Source organism: Loktanella sp. DJP18 (genome assembly GCF_049310965.1).
In the GTDB taxonomy this organism is placed as follows: domain Bacteria; phylum Pseudomonadota; class Alphaproteobacteria; order Rhodobacterales; family Rhodobacteraceae; genus Loktanella.
This window is the reverse complement of the sequence record NZ_JBMERN010000012.1, coordinates 54,385-75,290: the sequence shown is the minus strand read 5'-3', so window position 1 is coordinate 75,290 and position 20,906 is coordinate 54,385. Positions and strand designations below refer to the sequence as shown.

The 20,906-nt window shown below is 64.3% G+C and carries 22 protein-coding genes and 1 tRNA gene; 10 read left to right on the top strand and 13 right to left on the bottom strand.

Annotated features, from left to right (window positions below):
* Positions 1 to 31 precede the first annotated feature (31 nt).
* The 5 genes from pheS to pyk form a co-directional block, all read right to left on the bottom strand.
* Positions 32 to 1,105: a phenylalanine--tRNA ligase subunit alpha gene (pheS, locus tag ACOI1H_RS05750; RefSeq protein WP_422435839.1), complete on the bottom strand. Its 1,074-nt coding sequence runs from the start codon at positions 1,103 to 1,105 to the stop codon at positions 32 to 34.
* A gap of 130 nt (positions 1,106 to 1,235) precedes the next feature.
* Entirely contained in the window at positions 1,236 to 1,598 is a 363-nt protein-coding gene (rplT, locus tag ACOI1H_RS05745) for a 50S ribosomal protein L20 (protein WP_072856922.1), read from the bottom strand.
* Positions 1,599 to 1,610: 12 nt separating this feature from the next.
* Positions 1,611 to 1,811 carry a 50S ribosomal protein L35 gene (rpmI, locus tag ACOI1H_RS05740; RefSeq protein ID WP_422435837.1) on the bottom strand — a complete coding sequence of 67 codons (201 nt, stop codon included), beginning with the start codon at positions 1,809 to 1,811 and terminating at the stop codon, positions 1,611 to 1,613.
* A 108-nt stretch (positions 1,812 to 1,919) separates the two neighbouring features.
* Complete coding sequence (locus tag ACOI1H_RS05735) at positions 1,920 to 2,144, bottom strand: hypothetical protein (protein WP_422435835.1); 225 nt, start codon at positions 2,142 to 2,144, stop codon at positions 1,920 to 1,922.
* Positions 2,145 to 2,177: 33 nt separating this feature from the next.
* Positions 2,178 to 3,623 carry a pyruvate kinase gene (gene pyk, locus ACOI1H_RS05730; RefSeq protein ID WP_422435834.1) on the bottom strand — a complete coding sequence of 482 codons (1,446 nt, stop codon included), beginning with the start codon at positions 3,621 to 3,623 and terminating at the stop codon, positions 2,178 to 2,180.
* Positions 3,624 to 3,749: 126 nt separating this feature from the next.
* Between pyk and ACOI1H_RS05725 the strand changes: the two genes are divergently transcribed.
* On the top strand, positions 3,750 to 4,487 hold the full coding sequence (locus ACOI1H_RS05725) for an N-formylglutamate amidohydrolase (protein WP_422435832.1): 738 nt from the start codon (positions 3,750 to 3,752) through the stop codon (positions 4,485 to 4,487).
* 13 nt (positions 4,488 to 4,500) lie between these two features.
* Complete coding sequence (locus tag ACOI1H_RS05720; RefSeq protein ID WP_422435830.1) at positions 4,501 to 4,791, top strand: DUF1244 domain-containing protein; 291 nt, start codon at positions 4,501 to 4,503, stop codon at positions 4,789 to 4,791.
* Positions 4,792 to 4,823: 32 nt separating this feature from the next.
* Here the strand turns inward: ACOI1H_RS05720 and ACOI1H_RS05715 are convergent, their stop codons facing one another.
* The 8 genes from ACOI1H_RS05715 to leuC form a co-directional block, all read right to left on the bottom strand.
* The gene (locus ACOI1H_RS05715) at positions 4,824 to 4,955 is read right to left on the bottom strand and encodes a hypothetical protein (RefSeq protein ID WP_422435829.1); all 132 of its coding nucleotides are present in this window, start codon (positions 4,953 to 4,955) and stop codon (positions 4,824 to 4,826) included.
* A gap of 79 nt (positions 4,956 to 5,034) precedes the next feature.
* Positions 5,035 to 5,111 (bottom strand) — tRNA-Pro (locus ACOI1H_RS05710).
* 42 nt (positions 5,112 to 5,153) lie between these two features.
* A complete protein-coding gene (locus ACOI1H_RS05705) occupies positions 5,154 to 6,215 on the bottom strand; it encodes a DMT family transporter (RefSeq protein WP_422435827.1) in 1,062 nt (353 codons plus the stop codon).
* A gap of 117 nt (positions 6,216 to 6,332) precedes the next feature.
* The gene (gene leuB, locus ACOI1H_RS05700; RefSeq protein ID WP_422435826.1) at positions 6,333 to 7,439 is read right to left on the bottom strand and encodes a 3-isopropylmalate dehydrogenase; all 1,107 of its coding nucleotides are present in this window, start codon (positions 7,437 to 7,439) and stop codon (positions 6,333 to 6,335) included.
* A 70-nt stretch (positions 7,440 to 7,509) separates the two neighbouring features.
* Positions 7,510 to 8,445 (bottom strand): endonuclease/exonuclease/phosphatase family protein, encoded by a 936-nt coding sequence (locus ACOI1H_RS05695; RefSeq protein ID WP_422435843.1) that lies wholly within the window; start codon positions 8,443 to 8,445, stop codon positions 7,510 to 7,512.
* 89 nt (positions 8,446 to 8,534) lie between these two features.
* Complete coding sequence (locus tag ACOI1H_RS05690; protein ID WP_422435824.1) at positions 8,535 to 9,380, bottom strand: hypothetical protein; 846 nt, start codon at positions 9,378 to 9,380, stop codon at positions 8,535 to 8,537.
* Positions 9,381 to 9,668: 288 nt separating this feature from the next.
* Positions 9,669 to 10,274: a 3-isopropylmalate dehydratase small subunit gene (gene leuD, locus ACOI1H_RS05685; protein ID WP_422435822.1), complete on the bottom strand. Its 606-nt coding sequence runs from the start codon at positions 10,272 to 10,274 to the stop codon at positions 9,669 to 9,671.
* Positions 10,274 to 11,677 carry a 3-isopropylmalate dehydratase large subunit gene (leuC, locus tag ACOI1H_RS05680; protein ID WP_422435821.1) on the bottom strand — a complete coding sequence of 468 codons (1,404 nt, stop codon included), beginning with the start codon at positions 11,675 to 11,677 and terminating at the stop codon, positions 10,274 to 10,276. The genes leuD and leuC overlap by 1 nt, the downstream gene beginning before the upstream one ends.
* 319 nt (positions 11,678 to 11,996) lie before the next feature.
* Between leuC and ACOI1H_RS05675 the strand changes: the two genes are divergently transcribed.
* From ACOI1H_RS05675 to ACOI1H_RS05640, 8 genes are all read left to right on the top strand, one after another.
* Positions 11,997 to 13,373 carry a mechanosensitive ion channel family protein gene (locus ACOI1H_RS05675; RefSeq protein WP_422435820.1) on the top strand — a complete coding sequence of 459 codons (1,377 nt, stop codon included), beginning with the start codon at positions 11,997 to 11,999 and terminating at the stop codon, positions 13,371 to 13,373.
* Between the two features lie 97 nt (positions 13,374 to 13,470).
* Entirely contained in the window at positions 13,471 to 15,210 is a 1,740-nt protein-coding gene (locus tag ACOI1H_RS05670; RefSeq protein ID WP_422435819.1) for a YadA-like family protein, read from the top strand.
* 62 nt (positions 15,211 to 15,272) lie between these two features.
* The gene (locus ACOI1H_RS05665; RefSeq protein WP_422435817.1) at positions 15,273 to 15,713 is read left to right on the top strand and encodes a hypothetical protein; all 441 of its coding nucleotides are present in this window, start codon (positions 15,273 to 15,275) and stop codon (positions 15,711 to 15,713) included.
* A 156-nt stretch (positions 15,714 to 15,869) separates the two neighbouring features.
* A complete protein-coding gene (gene rsfS / locus ACOI1H_RS05660) occupies positions 15,870 to 16,250 on the top strand; it encodes a ribosome silencing factor (protein ID WP_422435815.1) in 381 nt (126 codons plus the stop codon).
* A complete protein-coding gene (gene rlmH, locus ACOI1H_RS05655) occupies positions 16,250 to 16,720 on the top strand; it encodes a 23S rRNA (pseudouridine(1915)-N(3))-methyltransferase RlmH (protein ID WP_422435813.1) in 471 nt (156 codons plus the stop codon). Before rsfS ends, rlmH begins: the two co-directional genes overlap by 1 nt.
* Before the next feature lie 92 nt (positions 16,721 to 16,812).
* Positions 16,813 to 18,339, top strand: a complete 1,527-nt coding sequence (gene gpmI / locus ACOI1H_RS05650; RefSeq protein WP_422435812.1) for a 2,3-bisphosphoglycerate-independent phosphoglycerate mutase — start codon at positions 16,813 to 16,815, stop codon at positions 18,337 to 18,339.
* Entirely contained in the window at positions 18,336 to 19,436 is a 1,101-nt protein-coding gene (locus ACOI1H_RS05645; protein WP_422435811.1) for a murein hydrolase activator EnvC family protein, read from the top strand. The genes gpmI and ACOI1H_RS05645 overlap by 4 nt, the downstream gene beginning before the upstream one ends.
* 12 nt (positions 19,437 to 19,448) lie before the next feature.
* Positions 19,449 to 20,864: a S41 family peptidase gene (locus ACOI1H_RS05640; RefSeq protein ID WP_422435809.1), complete on the top strand. Its 1,416-nt coding sequence runs from the start codon at positions 19,449 to 19,451 to the stop codon at positions 20,862 to 20,864.
* The last annotated feature ends 42 nt before the right edge of the window (positions 20,865 to 20,906 follow it).

Genomic DNA, 20,906 nt, shown 5'->3' with positions numbered 1-20,906 from the left:
ATACTGACAGGCTGCCAAGCGTAATCATGTCCTAGCGACTCAACCCACCCCTTAACGTCGGCACGTTGAGCGCCGAAAAGCCATAGTGGCGCAGCCATCGCAGGTCGGAATCGAAGAACGCGCGCAGGTCGGGGATGCCGTATTTCAGCATCGCGATCCGGTCGATGCCCATGCCGAAGGCAAAGCCCTGCCATTGCGAAGGGTCGACCTTGGCGGCCTGCAACGCCTTGGGATGCACCATGCCAGAGCCCAGGATCTCCAACCAGTCGTCGCCCTCGCCGACCTTCAGCGTGCCGCCTTCCCACGAACACCGGATATCGACTTCGGCGGAGGGTTCGGTGAACGGAAAATGCGACGCGCGAAACCGGATGTCGACGTTGTCGACCTCGAAATAGCTTTTCACGAACTCTTCCAGCACCCATTTCAGGTTCGCCATGCTGATCGACTTGTCGATGGCCAGCCCTTCCACCTGATTGAACATCGGCGTGTGCGTCTGGTCATAGTCGGCACGGTAGACCCGGCCAGGGCAGATGACGCGGATGGGTGCGCCGTTCGCCTCCATGCTGCGGATCTGCACCGGGGAGGTGTGGGTGCGCAGCACGGCGGGGGGGCGGTCGTCGCCTGCCGCCCGCTTCATGTAGAAGGTGTCCATCTCGGCGCGGGCCGGGTGGTGGCCGGGGATGTTGAGCGCGTCGAAGTTGTACCAGTCGCTTTCGACCTGCGGTCCTTCGGCGACGCTGAATCCCATGTCGGCGAAGATCGCGGTGACTTCCTCGGTCACCTGGTTGATCGGATGGATCGTCCCCATGGGACGGCCGCGCGATGGCAGCGTGACGTCCAGCCATTCGTCGCGCAACCGCGCGTCCAGTGCCACATCGCCCAGTGCCGTCTTCTTGGCCTGCAGGGCAGAGTTGATTTCGTCCTTCAGCGCATTCAGGGCGGGTCCGGCGGTCTGGCGCTCCTCGGGCGTCATCTTGCCAAGCTCGCGCATCTGCAGCGAAATCTCGCCTTTCTTGCCAAGGGCCTGCACGCGCAGATCCTCGATTCCGGCCTCGTCCGAGGCAGCGGCGATCAGGCCGAGGTATTTCTGCTTGAGGTCATCCATCACACCGCTCCGCGCCAGCGTCAAAAGTTGTGTGGTGAATAGGCGTTCCACCCCCGCGCCGCAAGGGCGCGACACCGGAACGACAAAGGCCGCCCCAAAGGGCGGCCTTTGCAAAACGCTCCGTGTCCGATCAGGCGGCCAAGGCGTCCTTGGCCTTGTTCACGATCGCCGCGAAAGCGTCGGGCTCGTGCACGGCCAGATCGGCCAGAACCTTGCGGTCCACTTCGATGCCGGCCAGCGACAGGCCGTTGATGAAGCGGGAATAGGTCATCGCCTCGTCCACGGAACGCACACCTGCGTTGATCCGCTGGATCCACAGGCTGCGGAAGTTCCGCTTGCGGACATGCCGGTCGCGGGTTGCATACTGGTTCGCCTTGTCGACGGCCTGCTTCGCAACCTTGAAGGTCTTGGAGCGGCGGTCGAAATAGCCCTTGGCAGCGTCGAGAACTTTCTTGTGCCGACGGTGCGTGACGGTTCCACCTTTAACGCGCATATCAAATTCTCCTTATCGTGCGTAGGGCATCATCGGCTTGATGATCTTTTCATCAGCCTTCGACAGCAGGGTTGTGCCACGTGCATCACGAATGAATTTGGTGCTGCGCTTGATCATGCCGTGGCGTTTGCCGGCCTGACCCGCCTTGATCCGGCCAGAGGCCGTCATGGAGAACCGCTTTTTGCAGCTCGATTTCGTCTTCATCTTCGGCATTTCCGTCTCCTCTGGGGTAGCGGTGAACGCGCGACTCGGCATGCCATCTTGGCCGGACGCGCGGGTTGAGCGGGCCGTATAGGCCCAGTCATGGACGAAGGCAAGTCGTCAGCGCGTGAAGTCTGCAAACACGCGCAGGATGACATCCGGCACGGTGTCCAGACTGTACGTCATGGGCCGTTCGCGCACCGCATAAGCGATCATCAATGCACCGATCAGGATGATCAGGGCAGGCGCGCGGGGGACGCGATCGTCCATGAAGGCGCTGACGATGGCGGGGATGGCAAGGACGATCACGAAAAACCCGACGACGAAAACCAGGTCGGTGTCCATGATGTTGCCCTTAGCCGTTGTCCCTGCGGCAGGCTATTCCGAATCCGATGCGTAAATCAATCGTTCCGCACAGGGGGCCACGCGCAGGATGTTGGTCGATCCGGGCGTGTTGAACGGCACACCGGCGGTCACGACGATCATGTCGTCCTCGCCCGCCATGCCTTCGGCCTTCGCGGCACGGACGGCGGCGATGACGGCATCCTTGAACCGGTCGACCGCTCCGGTCAACACGCAGTTTGTCCCCCAGGTCAGGCAAAGCCTACGCGCTGTGCCGATCTCGTTGGTCAAGGCCAGGATCGGCACGCGCGGACGTTCGCGGGCGACCAGCAGCGCGGTGGTGCCGCTTTGCGAAAAGCAGACGATCGCCTTGATGTCGGCCGTCTCGGCAATCTCGCGCGCGGCGGCAACGATGCCGTCGGCCACGGATTCGCGCACGGCCTTCCGGCTGCTCTCGATGATCTCGATGTAGGTGGGATCGGCCTCGACCTCTTGCGCGACGTTGTCCATCGTCTGCACCGCCTCGATCGGAAAGGACCCGGCGGCGGATTCTGCCGACAGCATGATCGCGTCTGCGCCTTCATAGATGGCGGTCGCGACGTCCGATACCTCGGCCCGCGTCGGCATCGGGGATTCGATCATCGATTCCAGCATCTGGGTCGCCACGATCACCGGTTTGGCTGCCGCGCGGCACTTGCGCACAAGCTGCTTCTGGATCGGCGGGACGTTTTGCACCGGCAGTTCGACGCCCAGATCGCCACGCGCGACCATGATGCCGTCGCTGACGGCCAGGATGTCGTCGAACACCTTCACGGCGTTCGGCTTTTCGATCTTGGACAGGATCGCAGCACGGCCGCGCGCCAGTTCCCGCGCCTCGATCACGTCGGCGGGGCGCTGGACAAAGGACAGCGCCAGCCAGTCCACGCCAAGCTCGCAGACGAATTCAAGGTCCTTGCGGTCCTTGTCCGACAGGGCGGCCAGCGGCAGCACCACGTCGGGCACGTTCACGCCCTTCCGGTTCGAGATTGTGCCGCCGACGATGACCTCGCAATCGGCGAAATCGGCACCGCAATCCTTGACCCGCAGCTTGATCTTGCCGTCGTTGACCAGCAGATGCGCGCCGGGTTCGAGCGCGTCAAAGATTTCCTTGTGCGGCAGCCTCACGCGGGTTGCGTCGCCGTCCTCGTCCTTCAGGTCGAGGCGGAAGGCAGCGCCCACCGGCAGCTCTTCCTCACCGTTCTTGAACACGCCGACGCGCAGCTTCGGCCCCTGAAGGTCGGCAAGGATGCAGATCGGGCTGCCAAGGTCCTTTTCCACCTGCCGGATCATGCCATGACGCACGCGGATTTCGTCATGGCTGCCGTGCGACATGTTCAGGCGGAATACGTCCGCGCCAGCCTCGTGCAGCTTGCGGATCATCTCGTAGCTGTTCGATGCCGGGCCGAGGGTGGCGACGATCTTGACGTGGCGATTGCGTTTCATTGGATGGGTCCTTCTGGCGGTGGACAAGGCGGTGTTAGCGGTAACGCCGCTGTTGGCGCCCTTATTGCGCAATTCCATTCGTGTCACAACTAGCCTAGATGCGGTGAAGAGAGAATGACAGGTTCCATGACCCAGACTGCTTACGAAATCAGCGGCGTCGACCGCCCGGGCCGGTGGCTCATCACCTGCGATCACGCCACGAATGTCGTGCCGGATTGGGTCGGCGGCGGCGACCTCGGCCTGCCGCACGCCGAGATGGGCCGCCACATCGCCTATGACATCGGCGCGCTGGGCGTGGCGCAGGGCTTGGGCGAAGCCTTGAAGAGCCCTGTTGTCGCCTCGCGGTTTTCACGGCTCGTGATCGATCCGAACCGGGGCGAACAGGACCCGACGCTGCTGATGAAGCTGTATGACGGCACGGTCATTCCCGCCAACGCCCGCGCGGACGAGGCCGAACTGACCCGGCGCTTGCAGTTGCTGCACCGCCCATACCACCGCGCGGTTGCCGACCTGGCTGCCAGTCGCCGCGATCCGGTCATCTGCGCCATCCACAGTTTTACCCCGCAACTGAAGGGGCGTCTGCCCCGCCCGTGGGAGGTCGGCGTGCTGTATGCCGCCGATGCGCGTCTGGCGCAGCCGTTCATTGCCGCCTGCCGGGCCCAAGGCTGGACGACGGGGGACAACCAGCCCTACACTGGGCACTTGCCCGGCGACAGCATCGACCGCCACGCCCTGCAACACGGCCGCCTCAACCTGCTGATCGAGGTGCGCCACGATCTGATCGACACGCCCGCAGGGCAGGCCGCCTGGGCCGCCCGGCTGGCCCCCATTCTGGCACAGGTTCTGGCCGACACCGGCCTTTGAAGGAGACATTCCCATGGACGAACAGACAAAACTGGAACTGGAAGCAGCCGCCTTTCGCCGCCTGCAACAACACCTGATGCAGGACCGCCCCGACGTGCAGAACATCGACCTGATGAACATGGCGGGGTTCTGCCGCAACTGCCTGTCCCGCTGGTATCAAGAGGCGGCAAACGCACGCGGCATCGACATGACAAAGGACGAAGGGCGCGAAATCTTTTACGGCATGCCCTATGCCGACTGGCAGGCGAACCACCAGACCGAGGCGTCGCCGGAAGCCAGGGCCGCCTTCAAGGACAGCCACTAAGCGAAAAGGCCGCCCACCGGGCGGCCTTTGATCTACTTCTCTTCGGTCTTCTTGTCGTCCTTGAGGGGAATGTGATCCGCACCCTCGGGACGCTCCTTCTGACGCTTGGTGGCATCGACTGCCTTGCCGTCTCCGGTCATGCTTTCGTTTGTCTTGCCGGCCATGATTTATACTCCTTCATGTTGAAGGACGAACGCGACCCCGCTGGGGTGGTTCCATAATCACCGGCGATTTGGTTGATACTGGTCGGGCAGAGAGGATTCGAACCTCCGACCCCCTGCTCCCGAAGCAGGTGCGCTACCAGGCTGCGCTACTGCCCGACCGTGGCGGCGTCGTAACCCCGCACGCGGGGTTTGACAAGCCTAATCGCTATCGTGACGCCGTGGTTCGGCCACGGGCGGCACACGCCCCGGCAGACCCCGCAGATGCGGACGGGCGTTGGCCGACGGCGTGGTTTCGGGCGCATGGCGCGCGGCTGGCATCGGCTCACGGTCCAGCTCTCGGGGGCGAGGGCGCAGGAAGGTGCCCGTCTCGAACCGCGCACGGGTGCGCAGGACGGGCGTGCCACTGTCTGTCGACCGGCTTTCGCGCAACACGATGTAAAGACCCGACGCGATGATGATCGTTGCCCCCAACACCGTGCCACCGTCCGGCGTTTCGTCGAAGAACAGCATCCCGTAAGCAGTCGCCCACAGGATCTGGCTATACTGCATGGGTGCGACGATCACCGCTTCGCCCGACTTGTAGGCCGAGATGATCAGGAGCCCTGCAAAGAACGCAAAGACAGAAATCACCGCCAGCATGCCAAGGTGCTGGAACGGCATCGGTTCATAGACGGTGCCCAGCAGCGCCCCCATCACCAAAAAGTTGCCGACCATCGGATAAAGCATCAGCACGACGGGCCTTTCGTCCGCCCCGATCTTGCGTACTATAATCGAGGTCAGTGACCCGCCGACCGCGGCCAGCAGCGCGGCAGCGTGTCCCAACTCGAGCGTGGTGCTGCCGGGCCGCAGGACGACCATGACCCCGGCCAGACCGACCAGCACGGCCATACCCCGCCGTAGCCGCACCTTTTCGCCCAGGATCGGCACGGCAAGGATGGTGATCAGCAACGGCGCGGCAAACAGGATCGCATAGACCTGCGCCAGCGGCAGCACGCTGAAGGCATAGAAGGCGCGGAAGCCCGTCACGACAGCGGCGACGGTGCGCGTCAGCATCCACCACGGATGGCGCGGCAACAGCGTCCCTGGCGTTACGTCCCGCATCAGGGACAGCGTCGCCAGCGGGAACGACAACAGGACCGAGAAGAACACGATCTGGATCGGGGAATAGCTGCTGCCCAGAACCTTGATGAAAACATCATGGGTGGCAAAGATGCCGAAGGCGAGCAGGGCCAGCAAGGCGCCGCGTGCGTTGGATGACATGGGATCGTCCGTCGGTTGGGTATGCAGTCCTTGGTCGACCCTGACGGGCTCGGGGTCAAGACAAGGTGAATGCAGGACGCCGCTCAGCGCCGACCTGCCTGTTTTTTGAGTTTCGTCTTACAGGCTGGCGTCCAGCGCCGCCAGGATCGCATCGCCCATTTCCGTGGTGCTGATGGGCGAGCCGCCCTCGGGTCCCAGCAGATCCGCCGTACGTGCGCCATCGGCCAGCACCTTCTCGACGGCGGCTTCCAGGCGATCGGCCTCTGCCCCGGCGTCGAAGGAATAGCGCAGCGCCATCGCAAAGCTCAGGATGCAGGCGATCGGGTTGGCCTTGCCCTGGCCGGTGATGTCCGGGGCCGATCCGTGGACCGGCTCGTACAACGCCTTGGGGCGTCCGTTGGCCATCGGCAGGCCAAGCGACGCGGACGGCAGCATCCCCAGCGATCCGGTCAGCATCGCTGCGGCGTCCGACAGCAGGTCGCCGAACAGGTTGTCAGTCACGATGACGTCGAATTGCTTGGGATTGCGCACCAGCTGCATCGCGCCGTTGTCGGCATACATGTGGCTCAACTCGACGTCGCTGTATTCCTTTGCGTGCACCTCGGTCACGACCTGACGCCACAACACGCCGGATTCCATGACGTTGGCCTTTTCCATCGAACAGACCTTGTTGCTTCGCCGCCGCGCCAACTCGAACGCCGACCGTGCCACGCGTGCGATCTCGGATTCCGTATAGCGCTGGGTGTTCACGCCGACCCGCTCGTTGCCTTCGACGTGGATGCCGCGCGGTTCACCGAAATAGACGCCAGAGGTCAGTTCCCGCACGATCATGATATCGAGGCCCGCGACGATGTTCCGCTTCAACGACGAGAAATCCGCAAGCGCGTCGAAACATTGTGCGGGCCGCAGGTTGGAGAACAGGTCCATTTCCTTGCGCAGACGCAGCAGCCCCCGCTCCGGCTTCACGCTGAAATCCAGATCGTCGTATTTCGGCCCGCCAACGGCACCCAGCAGCACGGCGTCGACCTCTTGCGCCTTGGCCATCGTGTCGTCATGCAGCGGCGTGCCGTGCTTGTCGTAGGCGCAGCCGCCCACCAGATCCTCGGTCACGTCGAAGGGCATGTCGCGTTTGTCGCCATACCAGGTGATGATGCGCTTCACCTCGGCCATGACTTCGGGGCCGATACCGTCACCGGCGAGGATCAGAAGGGTAGGGTTCGACATGGGCGGCATCCTTGGCTGCAAAAGGGTTGACACCGCGTAACGCCAAGGCACCGCGGTTTCAAGTCGGGCATCAGCGGCGCAGATCCACCCAGACAAGGCGATGTGGTCCGGCAGCCTCGGCCAGTGCAGCATCTGGATCGTCCGGTGCGGGCCAATAGACGCCACTGTCCGTCACCGTCCAGGCGGCAGCGGGCAGGACGTAATCGACACGCAGATTGCCTGGCTCGCCTTCAGGCCAATCCGCCGTGTCGCGCGCAGGGTCGCCCGTCTGATCGGAGTCTGCGGCCGCCGCACCCCCCGCGCTGCGGGGCTGCGGGTCAGTCAGGCGTGCATCGTTCAAAAAGCTTTGCATCGCTGCGCGCAGACCATCCCCGTCGTCAGGGTCGAGGTTCGCGTTCCCTGCGATGATGAAGGTGCGCGGCACTGGTCCGAACGTCCCGTCCATCACCTGCGTCCACAACCGCAGCTCATCCCGGTTGCGCAGGCCGTTGCGATCCTCTGGCCCGTCGAATACGGGCGGCGTCGCGGAAAAGGCCATGACATCGATGACTCCACCGGGGGCCAGCACGGGGACGATCCAGTGTCCGGTTGTGGATAATCGCTGGATCGCGGCGATGTCGTCCGTCCACGGCGCACCTTTCGGCAAGGTCGCCCCCGGCACGTCGCGCCACAGCAGATCCGACAGGTCGCGCACGCCGCTGTCGTCGATGGGCCAGCGCGACAGCAGGCCCATGCCGCTGTCACCGCTGAACATGCCGAACCCGTGCGCATCCCGCGCCTCGCCCAGGCGCTGGTTCCCGTCAAGATCAAACCCGGTCGCCATGCCGCTGTTGGGCAACAACGCAAAGCTGTGTTCAAACCCCAAGCGATCCGCCAGCGCGCGCAGAGCGACCCCGCCGCGGTCATAATCGACATCGGTCAGCAGCAGGATATCCGGCGCGATCTGCGCCACGATGGCCGCAACCGCGTCGATCTGCGGATCGTCTCGCCCCAGATCGCGCAACATCAGGCCGGGCCCGTCACGGCCAAGTGGTGCCGCGAAGGTGGCGATGCGCAGGTTTTCGGCACTCGCGGCACCCGCCAGCGCCCAAAGGATCAGACCGGCAGCAAGCCCTCGGCAGCGGCGCGGGCGTATTCGCGCTTGCGCTGGACGTGGATCATCTGCGCCACCCGCGACAGGGCGATTCCGCGCATCAACAGACTTGCCGGAAGAAAGGCCCATGCGGCAACCATCCAGATCAGGGTTTGCGGGTCATTCACGGTGATCGGCGAGACGAAGACCGACACCATCTTGCCGATTGCAGGAAACACGAAGGGCAGCAGAAAGCCAAGGATCAGGTTCACTTGGCAGTCACGGTTCAGCCGGTCGACCACGTCGCCGCCAGCTGTCGGGTCGAACATCGGCAGGTTGACCCAGACATTGAACGCGCCGGTGCGTCTTGGCCAATGATGGAACCGGAGCAGCACTCCAAAGGCCGCGATCGACAGAAGCGACACGAGATAGGCCAGTCCGGCGCAGATCGAGACGAGGTAGACCGCCTTGGGGCTGGTGTCCTCTGGCAACATGAGGGCCATCAGACGCACGGGCGAGAACGGAAAATCCAGCGACCCTCCGACCCGCTCTCCCGCGAGGCGCATCAATTGGGTCAGGGTCGACGGTGCCTCGTTGCCGCGCATGATCAGGGACAGGGCCAGCACGGTGGCGAACAGGGCAATGAATCGCAGTCGGTTGAACGGTGGGGCGCTGCGAAACTCGATAAAGCTGGGGCTGGCGACAGAGTATTCCACAAAGGTGAAGATTGCCGCGGAAATCGCGACAAGAGCCACGATCTGCGCGCCGTCCTGACTTTGCTCGGGCAGCAGGATGGATGGTACAGCGATCAGCATGATGACGCAAAGGGCGCGCAGTCCCGCAGCCGGGAAGGTCGAAATTGCCGCCATGATACCCTCTGCCCAGGCCGCGACGATCGAATGCCGTCGCTGTGTCCCGCCTTCGCCCTGCGATTGTGACGCAGTTCGCCTCTTTATCGCCATGATTTTGCCCTGATTAGGAATCGCCCGCAACAACCACTTAAACTACATTTAATATCCGGGGCATATTTGCGACACAGGCGGTGCGCGACTGTAGCCGTTTTACGGCAAGGTTGGGGCAGCGATGAAGTGGACACAAAATATGGGGCCAGATCGCCCTGGCCCCATATGCTGGTAATCGAATCTCTGGCGGTCGTCCTAGACCCAAGGGCGCGCCGTGGTGGCCTGTTCCTCGAACGACTTGATCGATCCGGCCTTTTCCAGCGTCAACCCGATGTCGTCGAGGCCGTTCATCAGGCAATGCTTCTTGAAGCTGTCGACCTCGAAGTGAAACACTTCGCCGTCCGATGAAGTGATGGTCTGCGCCTCCAAATCGATCTCGATCCGGGCGTTGGACCCTTTCTCGGCGTCCTTCATCAGCACGTCGACCTGGTCCTGCGGCAGGGCGATCGGCAGGATGCCGTTCTTGAAGCAGTTGCTGTAGAAGATGTCGGCATAGCTGGGCGCGATGACGCAGCGGATGCCGAAATCCTTGATCGCCCAGGGCGCGTGTTCCCGCGACGACCCGCACCCGAAGTTGTCGCCCGCGACCAAGATTTCCGCATTGCGATACTGCGGCTTGTTCAGCACGAAGGTCGGAATTTCGTTGCGGTCGTCGTCATAGCGCATCTCGTCGAACAGGTTCACGCCCAGTCCCGACCGCTTGATGGTCTTCAGGAACTGCTTGGGAATGATCATGTCGGTGTCGATATTGATCAAGGGCAGGGGAGCGGCGATGCCGCTAAGCTTGTCGAACTTGTCCATTACATCATCTCCCGCACGTCGGTCAGGTGGCCGGTGATCGCGGCGGCGGCGGCCATCGCGGGGCTCATCAGGTGGGTGCGACCGCCGCGGCCCTGACGGCCTTCGAAGTTGCGGTTGCTGGTGGCCGCACAGCGTTCGCCGGGGGCAAGCTGGTCGGGGTTCATGGCAAGGCACATGGAACAGCCCGCCATGCGCCATTCGAAACCGGCGTCGATGAAGATCTGCGCCAGACCTTCTTCCTCCGCCTGCGCGCGAACCAGCCCCGAACCGGGGACGACCATCGCGCGGCTGACGGCGATCTTCTTGCCCTTCAGGATCGCGGCGGCAGCGCGCAGATCCTCGATCCGGCCATTCGTGCAGGACCCGATAAAGACCGTGTCGATCTTGACCTCGGACAGGGGCGTGCCGGCGGTCAGGCCCATGTATTCCAGGCTGCGGCGGGCCGCATCGACCTTGCCGCCCTTGAAGTCCTCGGCCGCAGGCACCTTTGCGGTGATCGGCAGGACGTCCTCGGGTGAGGTGCCCCAGGTCACGACAGGGGCGATATCTTCGCCTTTCAGCGTCAGGACCTTGTCCCAATGCGCGTCCTCGTCGGAAAACAGCGTCTTCCACCAGGTCAGCGCCGCTTCCCACTGGGCACCCTTGGGTGCGTGGGGGCGACCGTTGCAATAGGCAAAGGTCTTTTCGTCCGGTGCGATCAGGCCGGCGCGCGCGCCGCCTTCGATCGCCATGTTGCAGACGGTCATGCGCCCTTCCATCGAGAGATCGCGGATCGCCTCGCCGCAGTATTCGATGACATAACCGGTGCCGCCGGCGGTGCCGGTCGCGCCGATGACGGACAGGGTGATGTCCTTGGCCGTGACACCGGGGCGCAGCTTGCCCGTGATCTCGACCTTCATGTTCTTGGACTTCTTCTGGATCAGGGTCTGGGTGGCCAGCACATGCTCCACCTCGCTCGTGCCGATGCCGTGCGCCAGCGCGCCAAATGCACCGTGCGTCGCCGTGTGGCTGTCGCCGCACACGACGGTCATGCCGGGCAGGGTCCAACCCTGTTCGGGGCCGACAATGTGGACGATACCCTGACGCACGTCGGACACCGGATAGTAATGGATGCCGAATTCCTTGGCGTTGGTGTCCAGCGCCTCGACCTGGATGCGGCTGTCCTCGGTCATGGTTGCGGCGTTGGCGCGGTCCAGCGTGGTCGGCACGTTGTGATCCGGCACCGCGATGGTCTTGTCCGGGGCGTGGACGGTGCGGCCGGTCATGCGCAGCCCTTCGAAGGCTTGCGGGCTTGTCACCTCATGGACGAGATGGCGGTCGATATACAGAAGGCAGGTGCCGTCGTCGGCCTCGTGGGCGACATGGGCATCCCAGATCTTGTCATAAAGCGTTTTGGGGGACATTGGTCCGCTCCCGTGCTGAAAATGCGTTGATGGCAGGCGTGATGCGGGCGCGGGCGCGCCGCGCGCATCATAGATGGGCGAGGATCGTGCAGGTCGCGCCAAAGAACCGCCAAGGCAGCCGCGCGCGATCATCCATGTCGAAAACCGGTGTCATGGGCGGTCAGATATACCGACGTGCCCTTTGCCGCAAGACAATCCGTCTCGGAACAGGGCGATCCGGCACCGCGCCTGGAAACCTTTGACCCGCCGGGCGGGTTAGAAGCGGTTGCCGGTGAAGGTCCGCTCGTGGCACCCTGACGGCCAACAAAGGATCGATGGCATGGCTTTGCACGACGACCTGATCAACGCCCCGGACGCGCCGCTGGGCGACGTGGTCGGCATCTGGCAGGCGATTGCAGACAATCTGGAACCCTACATCATGACGCTGTGGCGGCCCTGGGTCGGCTATCAGGTGTTGATCGCGCTTGGCGTCTTCGTGGTGGCCCATCTTCTGACGATGCTCCTCGCACCACGCCTGCATGCCTGGATGCGTGCGCGCGAAGGCTGGCCGATGTGGCGCATCCGCTGGCTCGTCGTGCTGCACAAGCGACTGCATGGCATTCTGTTCGTCGGGCTGATCTGGATCGTCATCTTCGCAATGCGAGAGGTCACGTGGGACAGCCGGTCCTATCACCTCGCGATCATTGCCAAACTGGCCACCGCCTGGCTGATCGTGGCGCTGACGACGCGCCTGATCGCCAATCCGCTGCTGCGCAAGATCGTGCGGTACGGGGCCTGGACCTGGGTCACGCTCAGCATCCTTGGGCTGACCGAGGCATTTTCCGAACTGCTCGACAACATCGGCTTCGCCTTCGGGGACGTGCGGATTTCGCTGTTGCTGATCGTGAAGGCCGTGCTGATCCTCGGCGTCCTGTGGTTCGCCGCGCGGCTGCTGTCGCGGACGGCGGGCAGCCGGATCACCGGCAATGCGGATATCAGTCCGTCGATGCAGGTGCTGGCCGTCAAGGCGATGCAACTGCTGTGCTATGGTCTGGCCTTCTATATCGGTCTCAAGACCATCGGGATCGACCTGACCGGGCTAGCCGTCCTTTCGGGTGCCATCGGCGTCGGCCTCGGCTTCGGTCTGCAAAAGGTCGTCTCGAACCTGGTGTCCGGCGTGATCCTGCTGCTGGACAAGTCGATCAAGCCCGGCGACGTCATCAGCCTTGGCGAAACCTTCGGCTGGATCACCTCGCTGGGCGCGCGTTACGTGTCGATCACCACGCGCGACGGCAAGGAATATCTGATCCCGAACGAGGATCTGATCACCGGGCAGGTGGTAAACTGGTCGCATCAGAATGATTTCGTCCGGCTCGACATCCATTTCGGCACCGCATACGAGGACAATCCCCATGACGTCCGCAGGATCGCGGTAGAGGCCGCGATGGCGGTGCCGCGCGTGCTGGAAACCAAGCCCGCTGTCTGCCACATCACCGGCTTTGGTGACAGTTCGATCGATTACATCCTGCGCTTCTGGATTTCCGATCCGACCGGCGGCCTGACAAACATCCGGGGAAATGTGTTCCTTGCGCTCTGGGACGCGTTCGCGGCGAACGGCATCTCGATTCCCTTCCCGCAGCGCGAGGTGAAAATCCTGCAGGGGTCTTCCTTGCGCACCGAACGGCAGGAGGGGCAGACGAACCTGACGGAAAAGTGATGACCCAAGGTCAATCCCGCGTTGCTCCCTTGCTCCGTCACGTTATCATTTCCTCCGTAAAATGTTTGCTTTTTGTACCGCTTAAGGGGTTTCCATCATGATCTACCGTGGTTCAACCGCGTCTGCGACGCTTATGACGACCGTCGCCACTCTCGCACTCATCAGCCTGTCGCAAGGGGCGTTTGCCCAGGCCTACGATGCCGGCGGTGGCACGGCGACGGGTGAGAATTCCGTCGCCATCGGCAGCGGCGCCGCCACGCCAGAGGCGACGCCCGGCACGCCCGCCTCATCGCTTGGCACCATCGCTATCGGCGGTGACGGCGGCGATACGGATGCTCTCGGGGCGCAGGCATCCGGCGTCGATGCGCTGGCCCTGGGGTCCGACGCGCTGGCTGCGGGGAACTCCACCACCGCAGTCGGCGGCGAAAGTGTCGCGACCGGTGCGGGCACGACGGCGATCGGCTGGCAGTCCAGCGCGACCGGCACACGCAGTCAAGCGTTCGGCCACCTTGCCAATGCGGACGGCGCATACACCACGGCCGTCGGTGAGGACGCGGATGCAACTGGCGACGGCAGCATCGCGATGGGCTACCTCTCGCAGGCAGACGGCATCGATGCCATCGCCATCGGCAGTGACGCGGAGGGTGGGCAGGCGACGACAGCGACCGGCAACTCCACCACCGCCATCGGCGGCGAGGCGGTAGCCAACGGCGCAGGGGCGACGGCGATCGGCTGGCAATCGAACGCCGTCGGCGCGCAGGCACAGGCATTCGGCCACCAGTCCACCGCGACCGGCGATCTGGCGCTGGCCATCGGCGAAGACAGCCGTGCGATCAGCAACAACGCCACGGCCATCGGCAATCTGTCCACGGCCAACGGCATCGACGCTCTGGCGCTGGGCGATCAGGCCAATGCCGTCGGCAATTCCACCACGGCCATCGGCGGTGAAAGCAGTGCGACGACGCCCGGGTCCACAGCCCTGGGCTGGCAGGCGGCCGCGTCCGGTGAGAACGGCATCGCCATCGGCAACACGTCATTGGCCAGCGGCGCGGATGCCGTGGCCATCGGCGGCAACCGTGACGGGGCCGACGGCTTTCAGACTATCGCGTCCGGCACATCGTCCACCGCCGTCGGCGGGCAGTCACAGGCGACGATGGCGGGCAGCACAGCCATCGGCTGGCGTGCAATGGCGACCGGTGAGCGGGCGCAGGCCTTCGGCCACCTGGCCGTCGCCAGCGGCCTGCGGTCTACAGCAGTGGGCGAGGCCGCAACCGCCTCGGGTGCCTTCGCGCTGGCCTTCGGCAACAGGAGCCAGGCGACCGGGGCGAATGCCATCGCGATCGGGAATGGCGCTGTCGCGGCCCGGGACAATCAGGTCGCCATCGGCTCCGACGCCAGCACCTACACGCTGGGCGGAGTCGCCTCGGCCGAAAGCCGTGCGGCGCAGTCCGGCCCGGTGCGGCTCGTCACCTCGGACGCCGCCGGCAACCTTGCCGTCAACGATGTGGACGTCACCGCCTTTGCCAGCCTTGGCCAGACGCTGGCGTCGCAAGGCAATGCGATCGCTTCGCAAGGCGCACAGATCCAAAGCAATACGAATGACATCGCCGACAACCGCGAGGGTATCGCGATGGCGATGGCGCTCGAGGTGCCCTATGTTCCCGCCGACCGCCAGTATGCGGTATCGGGCGGACTGGGTGCCTTCGACGGTTCCACCGCCTTCGCCATGTCCGGTGCCTACCGCGTCAAAGCGAACACGCAGATCGACGCCGGCGTCACCTACGGCTTCGACCGGCAGAAGGTCGGCGGCCGCGTCGGTGTCAGCTACGCGTGGTAAGCCTTTCCACCCTGAAAAGTCGCGTAACGCCGTGGCTTCTTGCCACGGCGGTCGCCGCATGCATGCCTGCCCCCGCGTCTGCCCAGCAAACCCCGCAGATCGAGGAAAGCTTTGCGACCGCCCTGATCCGCGACGCCCTGCTGGCGGTCAATCATGCCAACCTGACGGGCAATTACACGACCCTGCGCGACTATGCCTCTGACACCTTCCACGATGCGAACACGGCGACCGACCTCGCGGTCCTGTTGCAGCGCGTCCGCGCCGAACGGCTGGACCTGCTGCCCGTCCTGTCGGTAGAGCCTGTGCTGAGCACCACTGCCCTGTCGCTAGACCGCAGCATCATGCGCCTGTCAGGTCACTTTCCGCTGCAACCGCGGTCGATCACCTTCGATCTGGAATTCGTGAACCAAAATGGACGCTGGCTGATCTACGGCCTCGCTGTGGGTGCATTCGACACGCCAGCCCCGACTTCGGCGGTTGACACGCCCGCGCCAAGCGAATAGCGCGCGGCCTTCGGTCATTGAAATGACACACGATCCGTCATAGCTTCGGATCAGGCCTTGCACCGGGGCCGATCCAGCCGGTGCTTTTCATCGGAGGACGATGCACTGTCTCTTTCCACCTCGGCAGCATCCGCTGCCACCCCAGGGGCCCAAGCCGTGACGGCGCGGGCGACCTACGACAGCGACCAGCTGCTTGATGCGATCCTGACATCACTGGACGACGACAAGGCCGAGGAGGTGGTGAAGATCAACCTCCGCGGCAAGTCCGAGATGGGCGACTGGATGGTCATCGGGTCCGGGCGTTCCACGCGACAGGTCTCGGCCATGGCCGAACATCTGGCCGACAAGCTGAAGCAGGATTACGGACTGGTCTGCAATACCGAAGGCAAGGACACGGGCGACTGGGTCCTGATCGACACGGGCGATGTCATCGTCCACCTGTTCCGGCCGGAAGTGCGCGAATTCTACCAGTTGGAAAAGATGTGGACCCCCGGTTCGCAGGATTTTCTGGCCGTGGACCCGTCCAAGGCCCCCTGATGCGCCTGCGCATCTGCGCGGTGGGCCGTCTGCGTGGCGGCCCCGAATCCGCGTTGATCACCGACTACCTGACCCGTTTCGACCGGACGGGCCGTGCTCTTGCGCTCGGCCCCGCAGAGGTGATCGAGGTCGAGGACAAGAAAGGCGGTGGCATGGCCGGTGAGGCCGCGCTGCTGTCCAGGGTCATCCCCGATGGCGCACTTCTTTGCGTGCTGGACGAACGCGGCAAGGTCATGTCATCGCCCGACTTCGCGACCCAACTTGGGGACTGGCGCGATCAGGGGCGTCAGGACGTGGCCTTTGTCATCGGTGGCGCGGACGGGATCGACCCTGCCTTGCGCGACCGTGCGGACGCCGCGCTGTCCTTCGGCAAGATGGTCTGGCCCCACATGCTGGTCCGCGTCATGCTGGCCGAACAGCTTTACCGGGGCGCATCGATCCTGGCCGGATCGCCTTATCATCGCGTTTGAAGATTTGAGTTTACTTGGCCAGATGAACCAGGGGGTTGTTTTCTGTCCGCTTGACTTGCGCTAGGTCAACTGTGTCTCAGAAGGAAACCGCCATGCCCCTGACCCGACCTGTGCCGAAACCTGTCGTGCTCTGCATCCTCGACGGTTGGGGGCTGCGTGACACGGCAGAGGCGAATGCGCCGGTGCTGGCGGATACGCCCAACTTCGACCGGTTGATGGCGACCTGTCCCCATGCCACGCTGATCACCTTCGGCCCCGATGTCGGCCTGCCGCGCGGGCAGATGGGCAATTCAGAAGTCGGTCACACGAATATCGGGGCTGGCCGCGTCGTGGCGATGGATCTTGGCCAGATTGATCTTGCGATCGAGGATGGCAGCTATCCCGCGCAGCAGGCGATCCGCGACTTCGCGGCCCGGTTGAAGGACACCGGCGGGCGGGCGCACCTGATGGGCGTGGTGTCCGACGGTGGCGTGCATGGGCATGTGGCGCATCTGGTGGAAACCGCACGGCTGCTGGCGGCCGAGGGGATCGACGTAGTGATCCACGCGATCACCGACGGGCGCGACGTGGCTCCGACCTCTGCAGCCGGGTTCATGGCCGACATGCTGCGAAAACTGCCGCAGACGGCACAGGTCGTGACGGTGACGGGACGCTATTATGCGATGGACCGCGACAACCGCTGGGATCGGGTGCAGACCGCGTTCGACGCAATGGTAAATGGCAAAGGCGCACGGGCCGACAGTCCGCAAGCCGCCATCGCGCAGGCCCACGCGGACGGCAAGACCGACGAATTCATCCCTGCCACCGTGATCGGCACCTATGCCGGGATGCGGCCTGCGGACGGTCTCTTCTGCCTCAATTTCCGGTCCGACCGCGCGCGAGAGTTGCTTGAGGCGATCGGCAATCCCGCCTTCGACGGTTTCACGCGCGACATGCCGCCGCTCGCCGCGCGGCTGGGAATGGTCGAATATTCCGACCGGCACGTAGGCTGGTATGACGCGGTGTTTCCCAAGCGCGACATCCGCAACACGCTGGGCAAGTGGGTGGCGAAACACGGCAAGACGCAATTCCGGCTGGCCGAGACGGAAAAGTATCCGCACGTCACCTTTTTCCTGAACGGCGGCAAGGAATCGCCCGAGGTCGGCGAGGATCGCGAGATGCCGCAGTCGCCCAAGGTCGCGACCTATGACCTGCAACCCGAGATGTCCTCGGTCGAGGTCACGGACGACTTTGTCGCGGCGATCGAGAAGGGCTACGACCTGATCGTCACGAACTACGCGAACCCCGATATGGTCGGTCATACCGGCGATCTGAATGCGGCGATCAAGGCCTGCGAGGCGGTGGACAGGGGCCTGGGCCGCGTGCTGGCGGCGCTGGAGAAGACAGGCGGTGCGATGCTGGTCTGCGCCGATCATGGCAATTGCGAAACGATGGTCGATCCCGAAACCGGGGGGCCGCACACCTCTCACACGACGAACCTCGTGCCGGTGATTCTGTATGGCGGGCCAGCCGGAGCCACGATCCGCGATGGGCGCCTGGCGGACCTTGCGCCGACGCTGTTGCAGTTGATGGGCCTGGATCAACCGTCAGAAATGACGGGCCGGAGCCTGATCGCTTGATACGGCTGGTCGCGATCCTGTTGCTGCTGGCGGGGCCGGTCGCGGCGCAGAGCCCTGGCGATGCGGCTGCCGAGGCGGCTGCGCGGCTGACGGAGGCGCGGGCGCAACTGGATGCCGCAGGCGGCGCAAGCGACCGGGTCGCCGCATTGACCGAGACCGTGCGTGCCTATGAGGACGGCCTGATCGCCCTGCGCGACGGCCTGCGGCGTGTGGCGATCCGCCGGGATACCTTGCAGACGCAACTGGATGCGCGGCAGGCCGAGGTGTCGCAACTGCTGGGCGTGCTGGCGTCCATCGGAAACGCCCCGGCACCGTTGCTGCTGTTGCATCCCAATGGCCCGCTCGGGACGGCGCGGTCGGGAATGCTGGTGGCCGATGTGACTCCGGCCTTGCAGACACAGGTTGCCGCGTTGCGCACGCAGATGGAGGAGCTGGCCCTGTTGCAGGCGCTGCAGGAAACCGCTGCCGACACGCTGGCAGAGGGATTGCAAGGCGCGCAGGAGGCGCGGTCGGCGCTGTCCGCTGCGGTGTCCGACCGGACAGACCTGCCGCGCCGCTATACCGAGGATGCGGTGCAGACCGCGCTGCTGCTGGCCAGCACCGATACGCTTGCCGCCTTTGCCGATGCGCTGGCAGGCAGCGTCGATGTCGGTGCCCCCGATCCTGCGCCGCAGGGTGATCTGACCTTGCCTGTGCAGGGCACGGTGCTGCGGGCGTTCAACGCGCCGGATGCCGCCGGGATCGCGCGGCCGGGCATCGTCATCGCCGCCCGTCCACAGGCGCTGGTCACCACGCCCGTTGCGGCGACATTGCTGTTTCGCGGACCGCTGCTGGACTACGGCAATGTCGTGATCCTCGAACCCGCGCAGGACGTCCTGTTCGTCATTGGCGGATTGGCCGAAGTCTTTGGCGAGGCGGGTCAAGTGCTGCCCGCGGGCGCGCCACTGGGTTTGCTGGGCGGAGAACTCCCACCTGTTGACGCGAATTTGACCCAAGGTGCGGCCGGATCGGGTGCTTCTGCGACACAGACCCTTTATCTTGAGGTCAGAGACGGGCAGAGTCCGGTCAACCCAGGCACCTGGTTCGCGCTGGACTAGATAGGATCATCCATGAAGAAGCTTCTGATGGCCGCGGCTGGCGGCACGGCGCTGGGCCTTGTGGCCACCACGCAGTTCGCGGGACCGCTGATCGCCCAGACGGCCGGGGCAGACGCCAACGTGTACGAACAGCTTGACCTGTTCGGCGACATCTTCGAACGCATCCGGCAAGGCTATGTCGAGGATGTGGACGACAAGAAGCTGATCGAGGCGGCGATCAACGGGATGCTGACCTCACTCGATCCCCATTCGTCCTACCTGTCCGAGGATGATGCGGAGGACATGCAGGTCCAGACGCGTGGCGAATTCGGCGGACTTGGACTCGAGGTCACGCAGGAAGAAGGCTGGGTCAAGGTCGTCTCCCCCATCGACGGGACCCCCGCTGCCGCCGCCGGCATGATGGCCGGAGACTTCATCACCGCCGTCGATGGCGAGAACGTGCTGGGCCTGACACTGGACGAGGCGCTGCAACTGCTGCGCGGGCCGGTCGGGTCAGAGGTCATCATTACCGTGGTCCGCGAAGGCTCGACGGAGCCGTTCGACGTGTCGATCATCCGCGACACGATCAAGCTGACCGCCGTGCGCGCCCGGACCGAAGGCAAGGCCGTCGTGCTGCGCGTGACGACCTTCAACGCGCAGACCTTTCCGAACCTCGAAGAGGGCCTGAAAGAACAGGTCGAGGCTGCCGGCGGGATCGAGAACGTCGATGGTGTCGTGCTGGACCTGCGCAACAATCCGGGCGGCCTGCTGAACCAGGCTGTATTCGTCTCGGACGCCTTCCTCGAGGGCGGGGAGATCGTGTCGACCCGTGGCCGCGCCGCCGCCGATGGCGACCGCTACAACGCGACTCCCGGCGACCTGGCCGGTGGCCTGCCCATCGTCGTGCTGATCAATGGCGGCTCTGCCTCTGCGTCCGAAATCGTGGCAGGTGCCTTGCAGGATCATCGCCGTGCCATCGTGGTGGGGACGAAATCCTTCGGCAAGGGGTCGGTCCAGACCGTCGTGCCGTTGCGGGGCAATGGCGCGATGCGCCTGACGACGGCGCGGTATTACACGCCGTCGGGCCGGTCCATCCAGAACCTTGGCATTTCGCCTGATATCATCGTCGAACAGCCGATGATGATCCCCGAAGACACCACGGAAGAGGATGAGATCGATACGCCGGCAATGCGGTCCGAGGCCGATCTGCGCGGCACCCTGTCGAACGACAGCCTGACCGAGGATGAGATCAAGCAGATCGAGGATGATCGCGCCCGTGCGGAAGATGCCGCCAAGCTGCGCGACGAGGACTATCAGCTGGCCTATGCCATCGACATCCTGAAAGGCCTGCATGCCCTGGGTCCGCAGGTCGAGGTCGAGGTCGACGTGACCCTGACCGATGCCGCAGGCGCGGCCGAAAGCGAGACGGAGGCCCCGGCGGGCAACTGAACCCACTGAGGTCGGGGAGACCATGCTCCGTCACTTGGCGGG